Source organism: Aeromonas sp. BIGb0405, from assembly GCF_024807335.1.
In the GTDB taxonomy this organism is placed as follows: Bacteria; Pseudomonadota; Gammaproteobacteria; order Enterobacterales; family Aeromonadaceae; genus Aeromonas; species Aeromonas rivuli.
In genome coordinates this window covers 14026-38946 of sequence record NZ_JANUEP010000010.1, presented here as the reverse complement: position 1 = coordinate 38946, position 24921 = coordinate 14026, and the positions used below count along the sequence as shown (strand labels likewise).

Sequence of the window (24921 nt, the reverse complement as noted above, 5' to 3'; positions counted from 1 at the left end):
CTCGGATACGAAATCCATGTTGGCTCAGACCCATATCAAGGAACAACTGGACGCCCTGCGTCACGACAAGGCCTGCGGCCTGGCAAGAGTGCGCGTGGCTATTGAGGTGGACTCTTTCCTCGGCTGGCTCAACGCCCAGACCCTGTACCCACGCATCTACTGGCATGCCAGGGGGAGTGATAAACCCCACTATGTGGCCCTGGGTTGCATCCACGAACTGACCGGGCCCGAGCAGATCCAGCAGACCTTTGCCCATGACAATCAGGATGAGAGCCCGCGCTATTACGGCGGCCTCGCCTTCGATCCCAGGCAGCATGACTGGCAGGGCTTTGGCTCCTGTCGCTTCGTGCTGCCACGCATCGAGCTGATACGCCGGGGCGAATGCACCCACCTCTGCCTCAATCTCTGGTTCGATGAACACAACCGGGAAGCCGAGCTGGACAGCGCCATCGCAGCCCTCGCCAGCCTGCAACCCGAAGCGCCTCTGCCGCCCCTGCTGCCCCAGCAGTGGCAACGCCACGACAGCCCGGATTTCCCCCAGTGGCAAACGCTGGTGGCGGCGGTCACCGCCCCCGACTTCCAGGCGCAAACCCCGAAGGTGGTGCTCTCCCGGGAGAGCCGGCTCGAGGGGGCCAGGGTCAATCCCTGGAGCCTGCTGGCAAGCTGGACGCTGCAGGCCGAGGAGTGCTTCCAGTTCGGTTTCCAGTTCGAGCCAGAGCAGGCCTTTATCGCCTGCTCCCCCGAGCGTCTCTATCGCCGGGAGCAGCGCCACCTCTATACCGAAGCGCTGGCGGGCACCATACGCCGCTGCGGTGACGAGGCGGCGGATGCCCTGCTCGCCGCCGAGCTGATGGGCGATGGCAAGAACCGGCTCGAGAATCGGCTGGTGCAGGCCGACATACTGCAACGCCTCGCGCCCCTGACCCATGACGCCACCCTGACCGAGCCTCGCGTACTGAAGTTGCGGCTGCTGCAACACCTCAAGTGCGACATCGAGGCCGAATTGCATCCCACCGTGAGCGACGGGCAACTGCTGGCGGCCCTGCACCCGACCCCGGCGGTAGGCGGTGCCCCCCGGGAAGCGGCCCTGCGCTTTATCCGCGACCATGAACCCCATGCTCGCGGCTGGTATGCGGGCGCCTGTGGCATGCTGAGCCGGGAAACCTCGGAATTCAGCGTCGCCATTCGCAGCGCCCTGATCAGGCCCCAAACGGTCACCTTGTTCGCCGGGGCAGGCATAGTCGCAGGGTCAGAGCCTGCCGCCGAGTGGGCCGAACTCGACAACAAGATAGCCAACGTCCTGTCCCTGCTGGGATAGCACCAACCCCCATAGCGAGAGCCTCATGTTCGCGAGCCGTCATGCCACCTTCAATCACGTCTGGTCCTCCCTCCTGCTGGAGGAGCTCCATCGCCTCGGGGTACGCGACCTGGCGCTGGCCGCCGGATCACGCTCGGCACCGCTGACCATGGCGGCGGCGGCCCACCCCGGTTTTCGCCGTCACCTGCACTTCGACGAGCGGGGACTGGGCTTCATGGCCCTGGGGCTGGCCAAGGGCAGTGGCCGCCCGGTTGCCATCATCACCACCTCGGGCACGGCGGTGGCCAACCTCTGGCCCGCGGTGGCGGAAGCCCAGCTGACCGGGGTGCCCCTGATCCTGCTGACCGCGGATCGCCCCCCGGAGCTCATCGACAACGGCGCCAATCAGGCCATAGATCAGCAGGGCATCTTCGCTCGCTACCCCGTCTATCAACAGAACCTGCCGAGCCCAAGCCCAACCATCCCCGCCGCCTTCGTGCTGAGCTCGGTGGATCAGGCCCTGGCCAGGCAGGCGCTGACCCCGGGGCCGGTGCACTTCAATTGCATGTACCCAGAGCCCCTCTACCCGGGGGATGAGTATCTCGATGTCAGCGAGTATCTGGCTCCGCTCGGCGACTGGCTGCAGTCGGATCGGCCCTGGAGCCCCTGGCAGACGAGTGACACCCCCTGCCCGGCCCAGCCGGATTGGTCTGAATGGAGTACCAAGCGAGGCATCATCGTCGCCGGTCGCATCGAGGATCCCGCGCAGGCCAGCGCCATCGCCGCCCTGAGCGAGCGGCTCGGCTGGCCGCTATTGGCGGATCTGCAGAGCCAGCTCCACTTCGATGATCGCAATCTCGGTCACCATGATCTGGCCCTGCAAGATGACCACTTTCGTGCCGAGCTGGCCCGGGCCGAGGTGTTGCTGCAATTTGGCGCCCGCCTCATCTCAAAACGGCTCGGTCAGTTTATCAAGAGCCATCCCTGGCAGGATTACTGGCTCATCGACCCCCAACCGGCCAGGCTCGACCCCGACTATCGGCTGCGCCGCCGCCTGCTCTGCTCCCCCGCCGCCTTCATGGCCGCCCACCCCCAACCCTCGGCTCATGCCCCCTGGCACCGACTGCACGACGTGCAGCACGCCAGCAGCCAGAAGATAGCCGCCGCCTGCGATCGCTTCTCCGAACTCGGTGTGTGTCACCGCCTGGGGTCGCTCATCGAGGGGCAGCTGTTTGTCGGCAACAGCATGCCAGCCCGGCTGATGGACATGCTCGGCGAAACGGGCAAGGGCCCCTGCCGGGTGATGACCAATCGCGGCGCCTCCGGCATCGATGGCCTGATCGCCACCGCCTACGGTTTCGCCCAGACCAGCCCCGAGCCCACCACCCTGCTCATCGGCGATCTCAGCGCCCTGCACGATCTCAACAGTCTGGCCCTGCTCACCAAGGCGCAGGCCCCCCTGGTGGTCATCATTCTCAACAACGATGGCGGCAGCATATTTCGCATGCTGCCCGTGCCCAGGGGCGAGCTGCTGGAGCATTACTACTGCCTGCCCCACGGACTGGGCTTTGCCCAGGCCGCCGCCATGTTTGGCCTGGGCTATCATGCCCCGACCACATTGGCGGAATTTGAACATGCCTATGTTGCCGCCTTGGAAAACCGCCCTCGGGAAAACGGCGCAATCCTGATTGAAATCAAGGTACCGAGCCGCGAAGTGGCCGAGGATCTCCATGCTCTGGGGGTGCAGATCCGTGGCCACTGAGCCGCTGTCCGCCGACAGGGTGCCCCTGGTACTGCTCCATGGGCTGCTCGGCGATGGCCGCGACTGGCAGCCGGTGATGGATGCCCTGCCAGAATGCCCGATGATTGCGCTGGACTTGCCTGGCCATGGTGACAATCGGGGGCTCGGAGTGAATGGCTTCGAGCAGGCTGATCAATGGCTGTGCGCTGCGCTGCGGGCGAGAGGCATCTCCCGTTACCGGCTGGTGGGTTACTCCCTCGGCGGTCGGCTCGCCCTCTATCACGCCAGCCAGCAGCCTGCCGGTCTGTGCGCGCTGCTGCTGGAGAACAGCCACCCGGGCCTGCCGCAGGCAGAGCGGGCCGCCCGCATCGCCCACGACGAGGGCTGGGCCAGACGCTTCGACACTGAACCTCTGGCCCAGGTGCTGGCAGACTGGTATCGCCAGGAGGTGTTTGCGGATCTTGATGAAGGACAAAGAGAGCGGCAGCGAGCCAGACGACTCGGCAATGACGGTCGCGCCGTCGCCGCCATGCTCAGAGCCACCTCCCTCGGTCAGCAGCCAGATTTGGCACCCTGGTTGGCAGCCACCCCGTTGCCGGTCGCATATCTCTCCGGCCAACGGGATCGGAAATTTCACAATCTGGCTTGCCAGCTGGGGAGCCAGAACCCCAGAATCAGACACTTGACGCTGGATGGCGGCCATAATCTGCACGCCAGCCAACCCGCGCAATTTGCCCGGATCCTCAGGGAGTGGGCAGGACAACAACGAGAAGAGAGCACAGATGATTGAAGCAATGACGGAAGCGGAACTGTACGCCCCCATTGAGTGGCAGGATTGTTCTGCCGGTTACGAGGACATCCTCTATCACAAGTCTCAGGATGGCATCGCCAAGATCACCATCAATCGTCCCCAGGTGCGCAACGCCTTCCGCCCCCGCACCGTCAAGGAGATGCTGCAGGCCCTGGCCGATGCCCGTTACGACGATCATATCGGTACCATCATCCTGACCGGCTTCGGTGAGAAGGCATTCTGCGCCGGTGGCGACCAGAAGATCCGCGGCGACTACGGTGGCTATCAGGATGACGAGGGCACCCATCACCTCAACGTGCTCGACTTCCAGCGCGACATCCGCACCTGCCCCAAACCCGTGGTCGCCATGGTGGCCGGTTATGCGGTCGGCGGTGGCCACGTGCTGCACATGATGTGCGATTTGACCGTCGCGGCGGACAACGCCCAGTTCGGCCAGACCGGCCCCAAGGTCGGCTCCTTCGACGGCGGCTGGGGTGCCTCCTACATGGCCCGCATCGTCGGCCAGAAGAAGGCGCGCGAGATCTGGTTCCTGTGCCGCATGTACGACGCTAACCAAGCCCTCGACATGGGGCTGGTCAATACCGTGGTACCCCTGGCCGAGCTGGAGCGCGAGACGGTGCGCTGGTGCCGGGAGATGCTGCAAAACAGCCCCATGGCCCTGCGCTGCCTGAAAGCGGCCCTCAATGCCGACTGCGACGGTCAGGCCGGTCTGCAGGAGCTGGCGGGCAATGCCACCATGCTGTTCTACATGACCGAAGAGGGCCAGGAGGGTCGCAACGCCTTCAACGAGAAACGCCGCCCCGACTTCTCCAAATACAAGCGCAACCCCTGATGAAATATGCCCTGTACCGCTACCAGCTCCCCTTTACCCAGCCCCTGAGCTTCCACGGCCGGGTCGAGTCGGTGCGCCAGGGCCTGTTGCTGCGCACCCCCCTGGGTTGGGGCGAGATAGCCCCCCTGCCCGGCTTCTCCCAGGAATCCCTGGCCGAGGCCGAAACGGAGGCCAGAGCCAGCCTGGAACAGCTGGCCCGGGGGGAGACACCGGCCCCGCGCCTGCCCTCGGTGCAGTTCGGTTTTGACTGCGCGCGCCGCCACTGGCCCGCTCAGGACAAGCCGCTGCCCGAGCCTTATCCGCTGATCCAGGGCGCCCCCCAGGATCTGCTCAAGCACTGGAAGGAGTGGCTGCACCAGACGCCAGCCAAAGCCAAGCTGAAGGTGGCCCGCTATCCCATGCGCGACGAGCTGGCGCTGATCCGCCTGCTGCTCGATCGGCGCCCCACTCTCAATCTCGTGCTGGATGCCAACCAGGGTTGGACCCGAGAGGAGGCCTGGGCCTTCTGCGGCCACCTGGATCCAAACCGCATCGAATACCTGGAAGATCCCTGCGCCAGCTTCGAGGATATCGCCTTCGTCGCCAGCCGTACCGGCATGCCCGTCGCCCTCGACGAGTTGCTGGTACAGGGCAAACCCTGGCAACCCATCCCCCAACTCAAGGCGCTGGTGCTCAAGCCCATGCTGCTCGGGGCGCTGGCCAACAGCGAGGCACTGGTGGCCCGTGCCCGCGAACTGCGGCTGAAAGTGATCGTCTCATCCTGCTTCGAGTCGGGAGTGGGGCTGGGTCAACTGGCCCGCCTCGCCGCCGAGTGGGCGCCGGATCAGGCCCCGGGTCTGGACACCCGCCGCTGGCTCGCCAGCGATCTGCTGGGGGCAGATGGCGAGCCCGATCCCGCCTGCCTGGAGACCCTGTACCTGCGTGATTGAACAACCCCCCTCGACTCACTGCCCGGTACGCCACTGGGCTGGGCTAGCCCCGACCCGCATCGCCATTCATGCCGCCACCCCGCTCAGCTATCGGCAACTCGATGAGCGACTCAACAGTCTCTGCCAACAGCTGGCACAAGCGGGAATCCACAGAGGGGATCACTTGGCCGCCTTGGTGCGCGGCGCCCTGGACGATGTGCTGCTGGCATGGGCCTGTGTGCGCAGCGGCATTCTGTTTTGTCCCCTCAATCCGGCCTTTCCCCTTGCCAGACAAGGGGAGCTGGCCCATCAGCTGGCCGCGACCGCCTTCTGGTCGGCAGATGAGACACCGGCTGGCCCATGGCAATCGCTCAGGCTGGATTTCAACCATGCACTTCCCGCCACCGGCCAGACCCTCTCATGGGATCCCGATGGGCTGAACAACATGGTGCTCACCTCGGGGTCCAGCGGCACCCCCAAGGCGGTGGTGCATCGCCTCGCCAATCACCTCGCCTCGGCCCGGGGCTCGGCCAGCCTGATCCCCCTCGATGGCGACTGTGGCTGGCTGCTCTCCCTGCCGCTGTTTCACGTGGGCGGCTACGCCATCCTGTTTCGGGTCTTCCTGGCGGGGGCCAGTCTGGTGCTTGACGATCGCAGCCAGCCCCTCAAGGAGCGCCTCGAACGCCTGCCCATCACCCACCTCTCCCTGGTGCCGACCCAGCTCTGGCGCCTGCTGGCGCAAGGCTTCGACCCCGCCCGCACCCGTTTGCGCGAACTGCTGCTCGGCGGCGCCGCCATCCCGCAACCGCTGGTGAACCGCCTCACCACCATGGGCTTTACCCCCAAGTCGAGCTATGGCCTCTCCGAGATGGGCAGTCAGGTCTGCACCGGCCAGCCTGCCGCAGCGGGTGTGGTCGGCTTGCCCCTGCCGGGGCGGGAAGTCTGCATCCAGCAAGACGAGATCTGCGTGCGCGGCGACACCCTGTTTGCCGGTTATTTCAGGGAGGGGAGGCTGGAACGCCCCCTGGACGAGGAGGGCTGGTTCCACACTCGGGACAAGGGCCACTTCAACGCGGACGGGGAACTGGTGGTGGAGGGGCGGCTCGACAACCTGTTTATCTCCGGGGGCGAAAATATCCAGCCCGAGACCATAGAGCAGCGACTGGTGGATCACGGCGCCGTGGCCCAGGCGCTGGTGGTGCCCATCCCGGATGAAGAATGGGGCCAGCGCCCCGCCGCCTTCATCGACTGGCACGGCGAGCCCGTGCCCCACGCCGAACTGGCCGCCTGGATCAGGCAGGCGTTACCCGGCTTTATGGTGCCGGACCGCTGGCTGCCCTGGCCGGATCTCGGCGGCAGCCTGAAACCCTCCCGCACCCTGCTCGCCCGGAGCCTGCAAGCCGGGGACTGAGAGCGCCCCCCAAATGGCGCTGAGTCCTTGCTATCACGCCAGCCCCTTATGGGGCTCATTTTGTTATTCACCAGATTAAATACATGATTTATAAGACCAAGATGGTCAGTTGATACCCTTTTGGGGCCCTGTACATTGCCCGCGCTAACCACGCAGACAATAACGCAAAGGGATAACAATGAACTATCTGGGTACAAGGCTGCTGCTCCTGGCAGCTCCCGGCCTGCTCGCCACCTCGGCACTGGCCAACTACTCCCCCGACTGGCAAGAGTACCGGCTGAACGGTGAATCCAGCCGCCAGCTGAGCGATCGGGTCACCGAAGTGACCTACGAGCTCAGCGCTCGCGATGACAATGCCCCCTATCAGCAACTGAGGGTCTACCGCCGCTTCGACTGGAACGATAGCGACCTCAGTGCTCTGGCGGAGCAAGCCTGCGGCGAGCCCCAGCTCAGGATTGAGCAGGGCTGGCAGATCCGCTATCGCAGCTGCGAGGAGGTGGTGCCTTTGGGCAAGGCCATCCCGGCCAGCAGCTATGACTTTGGCTACGGCCTGAAACAGGGCCGCTGGGAACCGCTGACGGGCACCCCGACCGCCCCGCGTCAGGACAGTCTGCCGCTCCCCGAGCGCATCATACTGGGTCACAGCGAGCAGGAGCTGGATCGCTGCGAGCTCAATACCGAGGGGCGCTGCGCCGAGCAGCTTTGGCAGTACCAGCCCCGAGACTGGCAACAGCTCAGCGTGCTGGAGGAGACCCCCAATGAGCGGGATGGCCGCCTCGAGCAGATCTTCTTCCGCCTGCAACCCGTGCCAGGCAGTCAGGCCGCCAGCCAGATCCGCGAGCTGCACCTCTGGCGTCAGTACAGCTGGCAGCTCGGCGAGAGCAAGACCCAACAGGAGTGCGATGAGCCCCAGACCCGCCAGGAGGGGGACAACACCATCAGCTACCGGGTGTGCCGCCAGATCCTGCCCGCCGGCAGCGAGGTGCAGGTGGTGCTCAAAGACAGCGGCTATCAATTCCCGGTCGGTGGCAGCGAGTGGCAGGCCCTGCCGGACACCAGCGCATGGCAGGAGAGTCGGGTGCTCAATCGCCCCATAGTGCTGGCCAGCAAGGAGGAGCAGCTCGATTGCCACCGCGCCGATGGCCGCCCCTGCGCCGAGCCGGAGCAGCCGGGCACGGATCTGCTGGATGCCGAGGCCGCCAGGATAGTGCAGGATGCCAGCGGCCAGCCCGCTCCCGTCTGGCAGGAAAACTATGGCCACGACGACCGCAAGCTGCTGGCGGTGTCGCGGGGCATGCAGAGTCTGCTGGCGGCCAATCAGCCCGCCCATCCGGCCATGAAGCTGCTGCTGGAATATGTGCGCGCCCACAACTATCACAACCATGGCAAGCACAAGGAAGATGGCCCGGCCGCCGCCGAGGCGCTGGCCGAGGCCCTGACCGCGCTAGGCGCCCATCCGCTGCTCTACCCGGAGCAGGCCAGCGATGAGGTGGGCGCCGTCATGGGGGCCTGGAGCATAGCCCTCCATGGCCAGTTCAAGAGCCCGGCGCTGCAGAGCCGTTTCGGCACCCTGCTCGGCCAGTTCAACCAGATGCTGGCTTATAGCACCCGCCACGCCAGCGAGATCAATGGTCAGCATGCCTGGGCCACCGGCCTGTTCGATCTGCTCAACTTCCTCGACTTCGCCAGTGACCATAGCGACGCCTTCGCCGCCGACTTCCGCCAGCAGGATGGCGAGCTGCGCAAACAGCTGCACGCCCTCGCCATGAGCGAGCTCGCCTTGTGGCAAGGACGGGACGGAGCGGATCTGTTCCTGCTCAACAACGTGCTCGATGCCTATACCCGCCTCTACCGGGTCGCCCGTTATACCCGTCCGGACGAGAGCGAAGGCTATCGCACCCTGCTGGATGGCTCAGTCATCGCGCTCATCCGTCATCACGGCCTGATCCCGGGTGGCCAGCAGAGCCAGACGCTGCTGGACGACATGTCGCTGACCCTCTCCACCTACTACCTGACCTACACGGATCGCACCGGCGAGGCCTGCATCAGCGGTGACTTTGCCGGACTCTGCACCCCGATCCGGCTGGAGGATGTGCTGCCGTTCGAGCACACCTGCTCGCCGACCCTGCGCCTGCGGGCCCAGCAGCTGAGCCAGGCCGAGGCCGACGGCATCTGCCGCGAGCTGGGGGCCGAGGAGCTGCAGTTCCATCGGCAGCTGGAAACCGGCTGGCAGCCGGTGGCGGACGATCTCAACGAGGCACTGGAGCTGGTGATCTTCGACTCCTCCGCCGACTGGAAGCGCTACGGCAGCGCCCTGTTTGGTGGTGTCTCCACCGACAACGGCGGCATCTACATCGAAGGGGATCCGGCCCGTCCCGGCAACCAGGCCCGCTTCTTCGCCTATGAGGCCGAGTGGAAGCGCCCGGCCTTCCAGGTGTGGAACCTGCGCCACGAGTACGTCCACTACCTGGATGGCCGCTTCAACCAGTACGGCAGCTTCGGCCACTACCCCCTCAACCGCACCACCTGGTGGTCGGAAGGGTTGGCGGAGTTCATCGCCCACGGTCAATGCTTCGCCCGTGGCATGGACAACGTCGCCGGTCGCCCGGCGGCCGAACGACCGAGCCTGGCCGACATACTGCATCTGGATTACGACAAGGGGGGCGAGCTGGTCTACTCCTGGTCCTATACGGTGCATCGCTTCCTCAGCGAGACCGGTCGCGGTGCCAGCTGGCAGGCCATGGCCCAGGCCCTGCGCAACCCGAATCAGCAGCAGGCGATGAGCGACTTCGAGGCCGAGCTAGGTGCGCTTATCGCAAGCGACAGCGAGGCCTACCAGCAGTGGCTCGGCCGCGAGTTGCTGCCCTGGTGGGAGTCCAACAAGGAGTCCGACGAGTGCAAGGCGAACGACTCCGCTCATTGAGGATGAGGGTTAGCAAACAGGGGCAGCCATCGCTGCCCCTTTGCACAAGTTTCGTACTCTATCAAGGGGTTAGAAACGATGTGCTGCGACAGGTACAGGCTGCTGCCCACTCGAATAAGGCCATTGCCCATGACGGGGGCAACCAAGATGTAATAGAATGACGGCCACGCTGTTTCACCCTCAAGCCAGACTCTGACCGCCCATGACGAAGCTTCGCAAGATACTGCTCATCTGCCTCTGCCTGTTGCTGGGCTCTGCCGCCCTGCTGCTGGTTTACGGGGAGTGGGCCGTGTCCGGGAGCCGTCAATACACCTATGACGATGTCGACAAGGTGCCCTACAACAGAGTGGCCCTGGTGCTTGGCACCTCCAGATACCTGGTCGGCGGCGGCACCAATCAATATTTCCAGACCCGGATCAAGGCGGCGAGCGCGCTCTATAACAACGGCAAGGTGGACTACATCCTGGTCTCAGGCGACAACGCAACCCTGCAGTACAACGAGCCGCGCCAGATGCGCCGCGCCCTGATCAAGGCGGGGATTCCCGCCAAAGCCATCTATAGCGATTACGCCGGTTTTCGCACCCTGGACTCCATGGTGCGCGCCAGGGAGGTGTTCGGTCAGGAGCGCTTCACCGTGGTCTCCCAAGCCTTCCACAATGAACGCGCCATCTTCATCGCCCGCCACTTCGGCATAGAGGCGGTTGGCTTCAATGCGGAAGATCCCAGCGCCTATCAGGGCATCCGCACCCGTGTGCGTGAAGTCTTCGCCCGGCTGATGGGGCTGCTCGATCTCTATATCCTCGACAAGGGCCCCAAGTTTCTCGGTCAGCCTGTCAATATTGGCGAGCCCATCCCCTGTCGCCCGCTCAGCACCCTGGGGCTGAGCCAGCCCTGCCTGCCGTTGCCAACCGAGCCCCTGGCCAGTGGCGAGCAGGTGCTGATCCCGCCTTCGGCAGCGAGTGCGACCCAGGTCGAGTGACCCGGTTCACACCCTTGCAGCCATTGGCCAGCAACAAGCTGATCCCGCCTTCGGCAGTGAGTGCGACCCAGGTCGAGTGACCCGGTTCACACCCTTGCAGCCATTGGCCAGCAACAAGCTGATCCCGCCTTCGGCGGCGAGTGCGACTCTGGCCGATTGATTCGACTCAATGCCATCAGCTAGCAAGAGAAAGACCCGCCTCGGCGGGCCTTGCTATATGGGCTCACAGCAGACTTGGCACTGCCTGCTTAACGTGCCAATGCCTGTCGATAATGCTCTGCCACCTGCGGCCAGTCGATCACCTCATAGAAGGCGGCAATGTAGTCCGGGCGCTTGTTCTGGTACTTGAGGTAGTAGGCATGCTCCCACACATCCAGACCCAGCACCGGGGTCAATCCCAGCATCAGCGGGCTATCCTGGTTGGCGCTGCTCTCGACCTGCAACTTGCCAGCCGGGGTGACCACCAGCCAGGCCCAGCCACTGCCAAAGCGGGTTAGAGCCGCCTGGGTGAACAACTTGGTGAACCCTTCGAAGCCGCCGAGATCCCGCTCGATGGCCACCAGCAACTCCCCCTCTGGCAGGCCGCCCCCCTGAGGGCTCATCACCTGCCAGAACAGGCTGTGGTTGGCGTGGCCGCCACCATGATTGCGCACCGCACCTTGCAGGCTGGCGGGCAGGCTGTCGATGCCGCGCAGCAGTTGCTCGAGGGGCCTGTCTGCCCACTCAGGCGCAGTGGCCAGGGCGGCGTTGAGACCGTTCACATAGGTTTGATGGTGGCGGCTGTGATGGATCTCCATGGTGAGCGCATCCAGGTGGGGCTCGAGTGCATCATAGGCATAGGGCAGAGCGGGCAGGACATGATTCATGGCAACTCCTTGCGACTGGGTAATGGGCGATCAATGAAGAGTGTGGGCGCTGCGCCCCTGACAATGGCACTGGTCGAGGCAGGCCTGGATGACGACGTTGGGTCCCCGTTTGCGCAGGAAGGCAAGCAGCTCCATCTGGGTGTGGCGACTGTGATTGAGGGCCGCCACCCTGAGTGCGTTGCGACAAGAGGGTGAATGGGACAGCTGCAGCAGTTGTTGGTGAGCCTGACAGAGCAAGGTGGTGGCATTCGACTCCTCACCCATGGCCATCATCAGGTCGGCCAGGTTATGACAGGCGACGACCAGGGCGGCAACCACCTCATCCGCATCCTGCCAGCTCAACAACTGCTGCTCGGCCAGGCGCAGGGCCTGCCGGTAACCGGGCAGAGCCGCCAGGTGATTGCCCTCGGCAAAGTGGTGATTCGCCAGCCGGGTATGTTGCCGCCACTGGGCCATGGGATCCTGTCTCGCCATCTCTGCTCCACCCACAAGTTGAATGATATTAATTATCATTTCATACTAATCCGCAGGAAACAAGCAGACCCGGCCAACCCCATATGGGGGAGCCACGACCGAGGCTGACCGTTTAGTGATCCCCCGCACAGCCCGGTTCCCCTGCGGAAGCCATGCTGCTCGGACTGGCATGATGCCGGACGTGGTCCATGACCCTATCAACAAGGATGCTGATATGAAGAGATGGTTGTTACTGCTGCTCTGCGCCCTGCCCCTGCTGGGTCAGGCGAGCGGCTATACCCAGACCCGTTACCCCATAGTGCTGGTCCACGGCCTGTTCGGTTTCGACAAGCTGCTGGGGGTGGATTACTTCTACGGGATCCCCCAGGCCCTCGGTCGGGATGGCGCCAAGGTATATGTCGCCCAGGTCTCTGCCACCGCCAGCTCGGAGCTGCGGGGCGAGCAGTTGCTGACCCAGGTGCAGCAAGTGCTGGCCGTGACCGGTGCCGACAAGGTCAACCTCATCGGCCACTCCCACGGCGGCCCCACCATTCGTTACGTGGCCTCGGTCGCCCCCGAACTGGTCGCCTCGGCCACCAGCGTCGGCGGCGTCAACTTCGGCTCAGAGATAGCGGACAAGGTGCGGATGCGAGTCCTCCCCGGCTCGGCCGGGGAAGCGCTGGCGGCCTCCGCCGCCTCCGCCCTGTCCGGGGTCATCTCCCTGCTGTCCGGCACCGCCACCCTGCCTCAGGATCCTCTCGCAGCCCTGGATGCCCTCACCAGTACAGGGGCTGCCCGCTTCAACGCCGCCTACCCGGAAGGCCTGCCCAGCCGCTACTGTGGCGAGGGGCCCCTGCGCGCCGATAACGGTGTCTACTACTTCTCCTGGAGCGGGCGCGGCAACCTGACCAATATCCTGGATCCCGTGGATCCGGCCCTGGTGCTCACCGGCACCTTCTTCAGCGAGGCCAATGATGGTCTGGTGGGGGTCTGTAGCAGCCACCTCGGCAAGGTGATTGGCACCGGCTACCGGATGAACCATCTGGACGAAGTGAATCAATCATTTGGCATCCATCATCTGTTCGAGACGGATCCGGTCAGCCTCTACCGTCAACATGCCAACCGCCTCAAGGAGATGGGACTGTGAAGAGCAACACAAGGCTGCTGACACTGGCGATAGCCAGCCTGTTGCTCGGCCTGCTCGGCTATTGGCTGAACCAGGGGCAGGACAAGCCCCCGGCTCCCGACCCATCCAGCCTGCGCCAACAGCTCGTCGAGCACCTCGCCAGCGGTCAACCCATCGCGGATCCCCTGCTGAGGCGCTATCAGGCATTTCTCCAGCAAGAGGCCAGACTGGCCCTGCCCCAGGCCCCGGATCTCGCCAGCCTGAGCCAGCTGTTCGACTCCCGCGAGCAACTGCGCCAACGCAGTTTCACCCCCCAGGAGCAGGCCAGATTGTTTGGTGAGGAGAGGCTGATGGAGCAGTGGACCCTGAGGCGCAAGGGGCTGGCCGAGGCGAGTCCCGCCGAGCAGGCGGCCCTTGGGGAGGCGCTCGACATCTGGCTCGCCGAGCAGCCGGACTGGTTTCAGGAGGCGGAGGCCAATGGCCGGCTGATAAGCGATCTGCAGCACATGGCGCACCTGCCCCCCGAGGCCCGGCGTCTCGCCATGCTGGAACGGGTCGGACCCGAGGCACAGGGCCGATTGCAGCAACTCGACCAGGATAGTCAACACTTCGAACGGCAACTCGATGGCTATCTGGGAGCGTTGGCGACCATGACAGACCCGGATCCCCAGACCCGCCAGCAGTTGCTGGCGTCATGGTTTCCCGAGCAGCAGTGGCGCCGGGTGGCGGCCCTGACCCGGCTGCGCCAAGCGCAGACCCCCTCACAATGACAGAGGGGCCCTGGGGCCCCTCTGTCATTGTGATAAAGAGCGTCGCCGCACGGCGAGCATCATCACTGCGGCTTGTTGGCTCCGGGCAAGGGCTGCCAGGTGAGGCGAGTGACCCGTCCGGCCTGCAGATCGCAGCGCAGGGAGAGCGGCTGCCAGCCTTTATCGAGGCGCAGATTGACGGCCCCCACCACCTGCTCTTCGCTCACCTTGAGCCCGGATTGCTCCGAGGTCACCTTGTCCCCACCGGTCAGAGCCATCAGCTTGTCGTTGCACAGCCAGTGGGCGAGCTCCGCCCCCTTGAGCTTGATGCTGGCATCCCCTTTGGCCAGACGCAGCTCCCCCGGACTCAAGGCAAAGAGCGCGGTCAGCTCGGTGGCGCGCTTGCTAAGCCAGGCTTCACGCTGCTGCATGCTCATCTTGCTGACGAACTCGGCCGGTTCACCCTTGGCATCCAGCCACTGGGTCAGGGCACCTTGCTCATCGAAGCCAAATTGGGCCTCGGGCTCCTTGACCCCAAACAGCTTGCCGCCTTTGAAGTAGTAACGGCTCTCGCCGACCAGCTTGCCCTGCTCGTCACGAATGGGCACGGCAATGATGACCGGGGGGCCATCTATCCAGGCCTGGATCTCGACACCGTCATGACTGAACAGCCGGGTATCCAGAGCACTTTGGGCACCTTGCTCCATCAGGGTGAACTGTTGTGCGAGAGAGGCCGCCAGTGCGGGCAGTGAACCTAACCCCAAGGTCAGGGCGATGAGGATCTTGCGCATAGATATCCTGTGATTGGCCAATGGCCAAGGTTAACGCTCGAGTAACCAGCTCCTGAGCCCGTCCCGCTGCGCTTCGCTCAGCGCCACGGACTGGCGGGTCTGGTAGTCAAAATGGATCAGGGTCGTCTCACCGGTCACCGCCAGCTCGCCCTCCTGCCAGGCCTCCTGCCAGAGGGTGAAGGAACTGCTGCCGATACGGCTCACCCCCGTCTTGATCAGCACCGGCTGACCGTAGAACAGCTCCCGTTTGAACTGCACCGTATAGCCCGCGATGATCAGATGCCAGTCATGGACATCCAACTCGGGGGAGAAGATGCGAAACAGGGGGTCCCGCGCCGATTCGAACCAGACCGCTGGCACTGTGTTATTGATATGCCCCAGGGCATCCGTCTCCTGAAAACGGGGGAAGATCTGCATTTCCAGCATGGGTGACTCCTTGTCAGTGGATGAGCGGGGGCTGGCCATCATCGGCTGACAGGATGTTACCGATATCCGGCCTCAAAGGACAGGGATGCCCCTGGTCAGACGACGTCACTGCGCCATATCAAGGTATGTGGCAGACAAAAAAATGCCCCGCACAGGGTAGTGTGCGGGGCAATGAGGTCGAGCTTAGCTTATCAGGTCGAAGCGATCCGCATTCATCACCTTATTCCAGGCCGCGACGAAGTCACCCACAAACTTCTCCTTGCTGTCGTGCTGGGCATAGACCTCGGCATAGGCACGCAGCACCGAATTGGAGCCGAACACCAGGTCGATCCGGGTCGCCGTCCACTTCACCTTGCCACTCTTGCGATCCCGCACCTCATAGAGCTGCTTGCTGGTGGGATGCCAGAGATTGGCCATGTCGGTGAGGTTGACGAAGTAGTCCGTGGTCAACGCCCCTTCACGCTCGGTAAAGACCCCGTGCCGGGTACCGCCATGGTTGGTGCCAAGCACCCGCATGCCCCCGACCAGCACCGTCATCTCATGGGCGGTCAGCCCCATCAGCTGGGTGCGATCCAGCATCAGCTCCTCGGCACTGACGAGGTACTCCTTCTTCAGCCAGTTGCGATAGCCATCGTGCAGCGGCTCAAGGGGCTCGAAGGAATCGACGTCCGTCATCTGCTCGCTGGCATCACCGCGACCCGGGTAGAAGGGCACTGTCACCGGCACCCCGGCCGCCTTGGCCGCCAGTTCGACGCCCACATTGCCCGCCAGCACTATCACATCCGCCACGCTCACCTTGGCGGCCGCGGCAATGGGTTCCAGCACCTTGAGCACCTTGGCCAGTCGGGCGGGCTCGTTGCCTTGCCACTCTTTCTGGGGCGCCAGGCGGATGCGGGCACCGTTGGCGCCACCGCGCATGTCCGAGCCACGGAAGGTACGGGCGCTGTCCCAGGCGGTGGCGACCAGTTCCCCTACGCTGAGGCCACAGTTGCGGATCTGCTCCTTGAGGGCCGAAATGTCGTAGCCACTGCGGCCAGCAGGCACAGGATCCTGCCAGATCAGATCCTCTGCCGGCACATCAGGTCCCAGATAGCGCGCCTTGGGCCCCAGATCCCGGTGGGTCAGCTTGAACCAGGCCCGGGCGAAGGTATCCGAGAAATAGGCAGGATCATCGCGGAAACGCTCGGCTATCTTGCGGTATTCGGGGTCGACCTTCATGGCCATGTCGGCATCGGTCATGATGGGCATGCAGCGGATCGAGGGATCCTCCACATCCACCGGCTTGTCCGCTTCCTTGATGTCGATGGGTATCCACTGCCAGGCCCCTGCCGGACTCTTGGTCAGGGTCCACTCGTGGCCGAACAGCATATCGAAGTAACCGTTGTCCCAGCGGGTCGGTTGCGTCGTCCAGGCCCCTTCGATGCCGCTGGTGACCGTATCGCGGCCGACGCCTCTGCTGGTCTTGTTGAGCCAGCCGAGCCCCTGATCCTCAATCTCGGCCCCTTCCGGCTCAGGACCAAGCTGCTTGGCGCTGCCATTGCCGTGGGTCTTGCCGACGGTGTGGCCACCGGCCGTCAGGGCGACCGTCTCTTCATCATTCATCGCCATGCGGGCGAAGGTGACGCGAATGTCTTGCGCCGTTTTCTGTGGGTCCGGGTTGCCATCCACCCCTTCAGGATTGACGTAAATGAGCCCCATCATCACCGCCGCCAGCGGGTTGTCGAGGTCTCGCACCCCTGAGTAGCGGCTGTTGGGGTTGTCGCTGGGTGCCAGCCACTCTTTCTCTGCACCCCAATAGATATCTTTCTCCGGATGCCAGATATCCTGGCGGCCGAAACCGAAGCCGAACGTCTTGAGCCCCATGGACTCATAGGCCAGGGTGCCAGCCAGCAAGATGAGATCCGCCCAGCTGATCTTGTTGCCGTATTTCTGCTTGATGGGCCACAGCAGGCGCCTGGCCTTGTCCAGGTTGGCGTTGTCTGGCCAGGAGTTGAGCGGCGCGAAGCGCTGGTTGCCTGTGCCACCACCGCCACGGCCATCGGCGATGCGATAGGTACCGGCGGCATGCCAGGCCATGCGGATCATCAGGCCGCCATAGTGGCCCCAGTCTGCCGGCCACCAATCCTGGCTGTCGGTCATCAGGGCGATCACATCCTGCTTGAGGGCGGCCACGTCCAGGGTTTTGAGCTCTTCGCGGTAGTCGAAGTCGGGCCCGAGGGGGTTGGTCTTGGTATCGTGCTGATGAAGGATGTCGAAGTTCAGGCTCTTGGGCCACCACTCCATATTGGCCATCTCGGTCGTCGTGCTGCCTCCGTGCATGACCGGGCATCGTCCTTGGGAATGTTCTGAATTGTTGCTCATCATTTTCCTCACTTGCTCTGCTTTCCATAACCAGAATCAGCATGGCACATGAGGATGATCTCTTCTGTGATCCCCCTACCCCTTCCTGGCTTTTTGAGACGCAACATAATAGTCAGGAGGGGCGGCGGCAACAATGCGCGCCGCGAGCTAAGCCGTGCCCTCCTCCTCGGCGGCTCCGTTCGCCAGCTCGGGCCGCAGCCAGGCACTGCGAAAATCGAACCAGCCCAGCGCCGTCATGCGCACCCCGTGCACCCCGACCCGGCTCTCCAGCTCCAACCAGTGGTGAAACAGCGGCACAAACCAGGCTTGCTGCTGCAACCGGGCGAGCAGGAGCCGTGGCCCGGACTCATGACCAGATGCACGCCAGGCGGCCAGCCCCTGCCACAGGGCGCTCTGCTTGCTCCAGACCCTTTGCAACAGGGGGGTCCCCTGCAGCCAGGCATAGGGGGCGAAAGGCCCTTCATGCTCCAGGTTGAGGGTGCCGAGCCAGAGATCAACATCCTCATCTTCGCCGCTGACCCAGCGACCGTAATCCAGGGTACGCACCTCCAGCGCGATGCCCCGCTCTGCCAGCAGGCTGGCCATGGCGCCGGCGCACTCGTGAAACTCCAGATGCTGGTTGAAACAGGCCAGCACCAGTCGCCTTGGCAGGGCCGCGGGTTCGGGCTGAGGTGGCGGCAAGGCTTCACGCCAATGGGGTAGCAAGCCTAGCGCACTGGTCCAGCCCCGTTGCAACTCGGGGGCCACCCTGGCCATCAGGGCGACCGGATTGAGCAGGGTCAGCAGCCAGCGCCGCAGGGAGAGATCGGCCAGGGCCGCTGACCTGTCATCTTGCAACAAGAAGTAGCAACCGGACTCGAGTTCTGACTCACCCTGCATGGTACCCAGCTCGGGGCTGTCGCTGCCGAGGCGCAGGTGGCTCTCCAGCCGCTCCGCCAGTTCGGGCAGCATCCAGATGTCTATCTCGTCGAGCAGGGCACGCAGACCGAAGTAATCATCGAAGGCGGTCAGCCGGAGCTGCAAGGGATCATTGGCGCCAACCTTGTAGGGACCTGTGCCGACCGGGCGCAGGGCAAAGCCGGGCTGATCCTTGAGTTCCCGCGGCAAGATGGCAGCCATGGGCTCGGCCAGCAGATGGGGCAGCCAGGGATCCGGGTTGGCGAGGTGTATGTCCAGGGTACGCGGCCAAGGGTGATCAAAGCCGACGATATGCTGGAACAGGGGGCGATCCCCGAGCGCGGCCAGGCTGTCGATCACATCCTGGATATCCAGGGACCGGCCATGGTGAAAGCGCACCGCAGGCCTCAGATAAAAACGCCAATGACAGGGGCTCAACAGCTCCCAGTGGTGAGCCAAATCCCCCTCGATTTCCCCATTTTCCTCATTTCGCCGGGTCAGGCCGTTGAACAGCTGACGGGCCAGATGCACCTCGGAACGACGCAGGGGGCCGCTCGGCAGCAGGCCAGGCAGTGGCCGGTAATAGGGTACTCGCAGGATCTGACGCCCCTCCCGGGTCGCTTGACCCAGCTGCTCATAGAGCAAGGGGGTGACCAGATCGAGCCGCTCCCCCGCCAACGCCATGGCCTGAGCGAGCTGGCCCTGGCTCAGCAGAGCCCGCAATCTGCGCTGCAGGGATCCCTCCTGGCTGTCGAGCAGTTGCAGGGTGGATCGCTTGCCACGCCCGGCCCGGGCCGACCAGCTGAGCCACCCCTCCTGCTCCATGCGTCGCAGCAAGAGCCGGGCGTTACGGGGAGTACAGCAGAGCAGCTCGGCCACCTCGGCCAGGCTGAGTTCCAGTCGATCCGCCTCAAGCAGGCGGCTCAGACGCTGAAAATGCTGATAGAGACGGGGGCTGGTCATAAAAGAGGAAATCCTGGTTGGCTAAGTCGTCAGTTTTTACTTCCGCATTTTAGCTCAATACTGCTGGCGAACGTGAGAACCACAGCACAGGAGCACTCAAATGAACTCAGTACAGCCCCTCAAACCAAGCCGGATCCAGCAAGGGATGCGCCGTTACTTCAAGCGGATCCTGCCCCGCCCACTGTCGCTGGTGGAAGATCCCATGGCCCAGCTCAATCGCCTGATGCAGTGGGACATGCACCAGATCGACGACAAGGAGTACCGTCGCCGCCTGTAGCAGAGATGCGCAATAGCTTTGCCAATACGGTCTGTTTACAACGAGTGAGGGCCTGCTAGATTGGACGTCTATCCATCCATAATGGCGACGACGTCCAACAAGGAGTGTGTGATGAAAGATGCGACCCTGGCCCTGCACCACGGCTTTTCCCACGATCCCGCCACCAAGGCGGTGGCCGTGCCCATCTACCAGACGGTGGCCTACGAGTTCGACAGCGCCCAGCACGGGGCGGATCTGTTCAACCTGGCGGTGCCCGGCAACATCTACACCCGCATCATGAACCCCACCAACGACGTGCTGGAGCAGCGAATGGCCGCCCTGGAGGGGGGCATCGCCGGGCTGGTGGTCTCGGCGGGGTCTGCCGCCATCACCTACGCCATTCAGGCGCTGACCGCCGCCGGCGACAACATCGTCTCCACCCCCCAGCTCTACGGCGGCACCTACACCCTGTTCGCCCACATGCTGCCGAGTTTCGGGGTCGAGGTGCGTTTTGCCAGGGATGACAGCGCCGAGGCCATCGCCGCCCTCATCGACGACAAGACCAAGGCGGTCTATTGCGAGAGCATCGGCAACCCGGCGGGCAACATCGTCGATCTGGCGGCCTTCGCCAGGGTGGCCCACGCCCGTGGCGTGCCGCTTATCGTCGACAACACGGTCGCCACCCCGGTGCTGTGCAAGCCCATCGAGCACGGCGCCGACATAGTGGTGCACAGCCTCACCAAGTACGTGGGCGGTCACGGCAACTCGCTGGGCGGCGTCATCGTCGACTCGGGCAAGTTCCCCTGGGCGGATCACGCCGAACGCTTCCCCCAGCTCACCCAGCCGGAGCCCTCCTACCACGGGGTGGTCTACACCGACGCCTTCGGCCCTGCGGCCTTCATCGGCCGGGTGCGCACCGTGCCCCTGCGCAATACCGGTGCGGCCCTGGCCCCCATGAACGCCTTCCTGCTGTTGCAGGGGCTGGAGACCCTGAGCCTGCGCATGGAGCGCCACGTGGACAACGCCCTGCGGGTCGCCCACCACCTCAAGCATCACCCCAAGGTGGCCTGGGTCAGCTACGCCGGCCTGCCGGATCACCCCCACTATCCGCTGGCGGAGAAGTACATGGGCGGCCGCCCCTCGGCCATCCTCTCCTTCGGTCTGAAGGAAGGGTATGAGGCCGGGGTGCGCTTCTACGATGCGCTCAAGATCTTCAAGCGACTGGTCAATATCGGCGACGCCAAGTCCCTGGCCTGCCACCCCGCCTCCACCACCCATCGCCAGCTGAGCGAGGAGGAACAGACAAAGGCGGGGGTCAAGCCGGAGATGATCCGGCTGTCGGTGGGGATCGAGGCCATCGAAGACATATTGGCGGATCTGGATCAGGCGCTGGCGGCCTGAATCAGTACAGAGCGGGCATCTGCCCGCTCTTTTTTGTCTGCCGGTGAACCAGTCACCACGCCGGCGCGTATCATGCCCTTCCGCCACCCCATCGAGGTTCCCATGATAGTCCTGCATCACCTGAACAAGTCCCGCTCCCAACGCATCATCTGGCTGCTCGAAGAGCTGGGGCTGCCTTACCAGATAAAGGCCTACCAGCGCGATGCCGCTACCTTTTTGGCCCCCCCCGAGCTCAAGGCCATTCATCCCCTTGGCAAATCCCCTGTCATCGAGTTTGACGGGCGGATCCTGGCAGAATCCGGCGCCATCACCGAATACCTGATCGCCCGCCATGCTCCCCACACCCTGGCTCCTGATCCCGAGAGCCCGGAGTACGCCGACTACCTGCAGTGGCTCCACTTCGCCGAGAGCTCAGGCATCTTGCCGCTGCTGCTGGACATGTTCGTGCGCAAGGATGGCAGCCCGATGCGCTTCCTGCCGGGCTACGCCCAGGTGGAGTGCGCCAAGGTGCTGGGCTATCTCAATGAGGTGCTGGCGACTCGCCACTATCTGGTGGGGGATCGCCTCTCCGGCGCCGACATCATGAACTCCTTCCTGGTCGATCTGCTGGCCCAGGGCGGCCAGCTGGCCCAGTTCCCGCACCTTAAGAGCTACTGGGAACGCCTCAATACCCATCCGGCCCGTCAAAAGGCGGCAGCCCTGGAACGCGAGCTGGATCAGAGCGCCTGAGCCCCCGGCACGCCACCACAACATGCAAAACGCCCCGAATGCGGGGCGTTCTCTTTTCAGCTCGGGAGCCGAGGGATCTGAGTGCACAGGGAAGATCCTGGCAACCTCTCCCCCTTGGCTCCAGCGCCCGGGCTTAGAGGGCGTGGGAGAGGATCCGCGCCACCTTGTCCGGATCTATGTCCTGATGCTCACCCAGCGCCGTCAGTTCGAAGCGCTTGAGGTTGGAGCAGATGGCCGGAATGCAGCTCTCGTTGAGGCCGTAATCCGACAAGCGGGTGCCGACGCCCATCTGCTGGAAGAACTGCTCGGTACGGATGATGGCCTCCTCGATGCGCAGCGCCTTGTCCTCCCGACTCGCCTGCCAGACCCGCTTGGCATATTGGCACAGCTTCTCCTGCTTCTGGGCAGATTGCTCCCGCAGCAGGGAGGGCAACACCACCGCCAGGCTCTGGGCGTGATCCAGCCCGTACAGGGCGGTGAGCTGGTGACCGATGGCATGGGTGGACCAGTCGTGGGGCACACCGCGGCCGATCAGGCCATTGAGGGCCAGGCTGGCCGCCCACATGATGTTGGCGCGCACCTGATAGTTCTGCGGCTCGGACAGGGCCAGGGGGCCATTGTCGATCAGCACCTGCAGCAAGCCCTCGGCCAGTCGATCCTGCACATCCCCCCCGACCGGGAAGGTGAGGTACTGCTCCAGGATATGGACGAAGGCATCCACCACGCCGTTGCCCACCTGGCGCACTGGCAGGCTGTAAGTCGTCGTGGGATCGAGCACCGCAAATTGCGGCAGCACCAGCGGATTGTAGAAGGAGAGCTTGGCATCGCCCCGACTCACCACGGCAGCGGGATTGCTCTCCGAGCCGGTAGCGGGCAGGGTCAGCACGCAGCCAAGGGGCAGAGCGTGCTCGAAAGGTGCATTGCTCTTCAATATGTCCCAGGGATCCTCGCCCTGATAACAGGCGGCGGCAGCGACAAACTTGCTGCCATCCACCACGGAGCCGCCACCCACGGCCAGCAGGAAATCGATCCCCTCGCGTTTCACCAGGGCGACCGCCTCCATCAGCTGATCGTACTGGGGGTTGGCGCCTATGCCGGAGAACTCTTGCCAGTCCAGACCCGTTAGCGCAGCCACCAGCTGGTCATAGACGCCGTTGTGTTTGATGCTGCCACCGCCATAGAGCACCAGCATGCGACTGCCTGCCGGGATAAGGTCGGGCAGGCTGGCAATCTGGCCTTCGCCAAAGCAGACCCGGGTCGGATTCGAGTATTGAAAGTTGTACAAGGCAGGATCCTCACAGATGGTCAAACGGGGAGCGTTGTGCCGTCATTGTGCCCCTGCCGCCCCATGAGGTCAAAAAACGAGAGCTGACCATCAAAATGAAGATTGTCACCAATCTCAATGAGGTAGCCAAGCGCGACTCTGTTATGGTCGTTCAGGGCAAGACTCCGGTAAATAAGCATCATGCCGCGTCATCTTTCACAGAGGCCCGCTTTGCCACTACTTCCCAGCTATGAGGTGTTAAAAATGAAATTGAAGCATGCATGGATTGCCGCCCTCTTCACCCTCTCGACCGGCCTGGCCCAGGCAACCGAGCTCACTGCCGAAGTATTGAGCGCGCCAGGTAAGGCCAACTTGATGGAGGTCATGACCGCCTCAGCGACCGTCACCGCCATCGACATGGCAAGCCGCAAGGTCAGCCTGAAGAATGCCGCAGGGGATCTGTTCGACATAGTGGCCGGTGACAAGGTCACCAACCTGCAGAGCCTCAAAGTCGGTGACACTATCACGCTGGAGTACCTGCAGATGCTGGATCTGGAGCTGCTCAAAGGCACCGCCGGGGTGAGAAAGCGCATCGTGGAAGTGGCTGCGGATAAAGCCGCCGCGGGTCAGACCCCAGAGGCGGGCGTTGGCGCCAAGGTCACCCTCTATGGGGACATCATCGCTCTCGACAAACAGCAGCAAACGGTCACCGTCAAAGGTGTGGATCACACCGTCGTCGTGAAGGTCCAGAACCCGGATCAGTTTGCCCTGATGGCAAAAGGCGATCAGATCAAGGCAATTCAGACCCAGGCGGTGGGGATCAGCATAGCGCCAGCCCAGAAATAACCCCCGGGCGAGCGCTTCCCATCGCCCGTCAACATCAGTCCGCATAACAGAAGAGGCACCCTGGGGTGCCTCTTCTTGTTTGGTCAACGCAATACCTGTGACCCCTCAGCCACGGCTGATGTGCAGGGGGCCGAAGGTCTGGGCCACCGGCATGATCTCGATGCTGTTGATATTGACGTGGGCGGGCTGCTCGCCGATCCAGAGCACCGTATTGGCGATGTCTTCTGGCAAGATAGCCTGTACCCCCTGGTAAACGGTCGCCGCCTTGGCATCGTCACCATGGAAGCGCACGTTGGAGAACTCGGTGCCACCGCACAGGCCGGGCTCCACATTGGTGACCCGCACCGCCGAGCCGGCCAGATCGGCACGCAAATTCAGGCTGAACTGCTTCACGAACGCCTTGGTGGCGCCATAGACGTTGCCACCCGGATAGGGGTAGGTGCCCGCGATGGAGCCGATATTGATCACATGGCCGCGGTTGCGCGCCACCATGCCCGGCAGCAGCAGCCGGGTGACCAGAGTCAGGCCACTGATGTTGGTGGCTATCATCTGCTCCCAATCATCAAGATCCGATTGGTGGGCCGGTGCCAGCCCCAGGGCCAGACCGGCATTGTTGACCAGCAGATCCACCTCGCTCCAGCTTGCGGGCAATCCCTCGAGGGCGGCGCGAGTGGCCGCCTTGTCCTGCACGTCAAACACCAGCGGCAGAAAGCTGTCACCCAGCTCATCGGCCAGGGCTGCCAGACGCTCGGCGCGCCGTCCTGTGCCAATCACCTTGTGACCCGCCTGTACCAGCGCGCGGCTGATCGCCTCACCAAAACCGGACGAGGCGCCCGTTACCATTGCAATCATCTGAGCCTCCTTGGCTGCTATTCAAATCGGTTATCGAAG

Annotated in this window: 23 protein-coding genes; 14 read left to right on the top strand and 9 right to left on the bottom strand. The window is 63.8% G+C overall.

Annotation, left to right across the window (positions count from 1 at the left end; translation table 11 throughout):
• Positions 1–16 precede the first annotated feature (16 nt).
• The 8 genes from M2366_RS16910 to M2366_RS16875 all read left to right on the top strand — a co-directional run bounded on the left by M2366_RS16910 (position 17) and on the right by M2366_RS16875 (position 10902).
• Positions 17–1318, top strand: coding sequence for an isochorismate synthase MenF (locus M2366_RS16910; protein WP_224431847.1), 1302 nt, complete (start codon positions 17–19; stop codon positions 1316–1318).
• A gap of 25 nt (positions 1319–1343) precedes the next feature.
• Complete coding sequence (menD, locus tag M2366_RS16905; protein WP_224431846.1) at positions 1344–3059, top strand: 2-succinyl-5-enolpyruvyl-6-hydroxy-3-cyclohexene-1-carboxylic-acid synthase; 1716 nt, start codon at positions 1344–1346, stop codon at positions 3057–3059.
• On the top strand, positions 3028–3828 hold the full coding sequence (menH, locus tag M2366_RS16900; RefSeq protein WP_404972807.1) for a 2-succinyl-6-hydroxy-2,4-cyclohexadiene-1-carboxylate synthase: 801 nt from the start codon (positions 3028–3030) through the stop codon (positions 3826–3828). Before menD ends, menH begins: the two co-directional genes overlap by 32 nt.
• Positions 3821–4681 carry a 1,4-dihydroxy-2-naphthoyl-CoA synthase gene (gene menB, locus M2366_RS16895; protein ID WP_404972806.1) on the top strand — a complete coding sequence of 287 codons (861 nt, stop codon included), beginning with the start codon at positions 3821–3823 and terminating at the stop codon, positions 4679–4681. Before menH ends, menB begins: the two co-directional genes overlap by 8 nt.
• The gene (menC, locus tag M2366_RS16890) at positions 4681–5610 is read left to right on the top strand and encodes an o-succinylbenzoate synthase (RefSeq protein ID WP_259270220.1); all 930 of its coding nucleotides are present in this window, start codon (positions 4681–4683) and stop codon (positions 5608–5610) included. Before menB ends, menC begins: the two co-directional genes overlap by 1 nt.
• Positions 5603–7000, top strand: a complete 1398-nt coding sequence (gene menE, locus M2366_RS16885; protein ID WP_259270219.1) for an o-succinylbenzoate--CoA ligase — start codon at positions 5603–5605, stop codon at positions 6998–7000. The genes menC and menE overlap by 8 nt, the downstream gene beginning before the upstream one ends.
• Before the next feature lie 178 nt (positions 7001–7178).
• The gene (locus tag M2366_RS16880) at positions 7179–9923 is read left to right on the top strand and encodes a collagenase (protein WP_259270218.1); all 2745 of its coding nucleotides are present in this window, start codon (positions 7179–7181) and stop codon (positions 9921–9923) included.
• A 202-nt stretch (positions 9924–10125) separates the two neighbouring features.
• Positions 10126–10902 carry a vancomycin high temperature exclusion protein gene (locus M2366_RS16875; RefSeq protein WP_224431841.1) on the top strand — a complete coding sequence of 259 codons (777 nt, stop codon included), beginning with the start codon at positions 10126–10128 and terminating at the stop codon, positions 10900–10902.
• A 248-nt stretch (positions 10903–11150) separates the two neighbouring features.
• Here the strand turns inward: M2366_RS16875 and M2366_RS16870 are convergent, their stop codons facing one another.
• Together M2366_RS16870 and M2366_RS16865 are read right to left on the bottom strand one after the other, a co-directional pair.
• Complete coding sequence (locus M2366_RS16870; protein ID WP_042039985.1) at positions 11151–11768, bottom strand: superoxide dismutase; 618 nt, start codon at positions 11766–11768, stop codon at positions 11151–11153.
• A gap of 30 nt (positions 11769–11798) precedes the next feature.
• Positions 11799–12242 (bottom strand): DUF2753 family protein, encoded by a 444-nt coding sequence (locus tag M2366_RS16865; RefSeq protein WP_224431840.1) that lies wholly within the window; start codon positions 12240–12242, stop codon positions 11799–11801.
• 214 nt (positions 12243–12456) lie between these two features.
• Here M2366_RS16865 and M2366_RS16860 point away from each other — a divergent pair, with 214 nt between their 5' ends.
• Both M2366_RS16860 and M2366_RS16855 read left to right on the top strand, forming a co-directional pair.
• Entirely contained in the window at positions 12457–13368 is a 912-nt protein-coding gene (locus M2366_RS16860) for a triacylglycerol lipase (RefSeq protein ID WP_042039989.1), read from the top strand.
• Positions 13365–14117 (top strand): lipase secretion chaperone, encoded by a 753-nt coding sequence (locus M2366_RS16855; protein ID WP_224431839.1) that lies wholly within the window; start codon positions 13365–13367, stop codon positions 14115–14117. Before M2366_RS16860 ends, M2366_RS16855 begins: the two co-directional genes overlap by 4 nt.
• A 62-nt stretch (positions 14118–14179) precedes the next feature.
• On the opposite strand, the gene M2366_RS16850 is transcribed toward M2366_RS16855, so the two are convergent.
• The 4 genes from M2366_RS16850 to sgrR form a co-directional block, all read right to left on the bottom strand.
• Positions 14180–14887, bottom strand: coding sequence for a hypothetical protein (locus tag M2366_RS16850; RefSeq protein ID WP_259270217.1), 708 nt, complete (start codon positions 14885–14887; stop codon positions 14180–14182).
• A gap of 30 nt (positions 14888–14917) precedes the next feature.
• A complete protein-coding gene (locus M2366_RS16845; protein ID WP_042039991.1) occupies positions 14918–15313 on the bottom strand; it encodes a thioesterase family protein in 396 nt (131 codons plus the stop codon).
• A gap of 183 nt (positions 15314–15496) precedes the next feature.
• Complete coding sequence (katG, locus tag M2366_RS16840; protein WP_259270216.1) at positions 15497–17674, bottom strand: catalase/peroxidase HPI; 2178 nt, start codon at positions 17672–17674, stop codon at positions 15497–15499.
• A 147-nt stretch (positions 17675–17821) separates the two neighbouring features.
• Positions 17822–19534: an HTH-type transcriptional regulator SgrR gene (gene sgrR / locus M2366_RS16835; RefSeq protein WP_259270215.1), complete on the bottom strand. Its 1713-nt coding sequence runs from the start codon at positions 19532–19534 to the stop codon at positions 17822–17824.
• Between the two features lie 100 nt (positions 19535–19634).
• Here sgrR and M2366_RS16830 point away from each other — a divergent pair, with 100 nt between their 5' ends.
• From M2366_RS16830 to M2366_RS16820, 3 genes are all read left to right on the top strand, one after another.
• On the top strand, positions 19635–19811 hold the full coding sequence (locus M2366_RS16830) for a hypothetical protein (RefSeq protein WP_157013858.1): 177 nt from the start codon (positions 19635–19637) through the stop codon (positions 19809–19811).
• A gap of 111 nt (positions 19812–19922) precedes the next feature.
• On the top strand, positions 19923–21191 hold the full coding sequence (locus tag M2366_RS16825; RefSeq protein WP_259270214.1) for an O-acetylhomoserine aminocarboxypropyltransferase/cysteine synthase family protein: 1269 nt from the start codon (positions 19923–19925) through the stop codon (positions 21189–21191).
• 102 nt (positions 21192–21293) lie between these two features.
• On the top strand, positions 21294–21920 hold the full coding sequence (locus M2366_RS16820) for a glutathione S-transferase family protein (RefSeq protein ID WP_259270213.1): 627 nt from the start codon (positions 21294–21296) through the stop codon (positions 21918–21920).
• A 133-nt stretch (positions 21921–22053) separates the two neighbouring features.
• Here M2366_RS16820 and M2366_RS16815 read toward each other — a convergent pair whose 3' ends face one another.
• Complete coding sequence (locus M2366_RS16815) at positions 22054–23205, bottom strand: iron-containing alcohol dehydrogenase (RefSeq protein ID WP_259270212.1); 1152 nt, start codon at positions 23203–23205, stop codon at positions 22054–22056.
• Between the two features lie 20 nt (positions 23206–23225).
• Positions 23226–23387: a hypothetical protein gene (locus M2366_RS16810; protein WP_157013861.1), complete on the bottom strand. Its 162-nt coding sequence runs from the start codon at positions 23385–23387 to the stop codon at positions 23226–23228.
• A 61-nt stretch (positions 23388–23448) separates the two neighbouring features.
• Here M2366_RS16810 and M2366_RS16805 point away from each other — a divergent pair, with 61 nt between their 5' ends.
• A complete protein-coding gene (locus tag M2366_RS16805; protein WP_042039998.1) occupies positions 23449–24030 on the top strand; it encodes a hypothetical protein in 582 nt (193 codons plus the stop codon).
• A 105-nt stretch (positions 24031–24135) separates the two neighbouring features.
• Here M2366_RS16805 and M2366_RS16800 read toward each other — a convergent pair whose 3' ends face one another.
• A complete protein-coding gene (locus tag M2366_RS16800; RefSeq protein ID WP_042039999.1) occupies positions 24136–24882 on the bottom strand; it encodes an SDR family oxidoreductase in 747 nt (248 codons plus the stop codon).
• Positions 24883–24921: the final 39 nt, after the last annotated feature.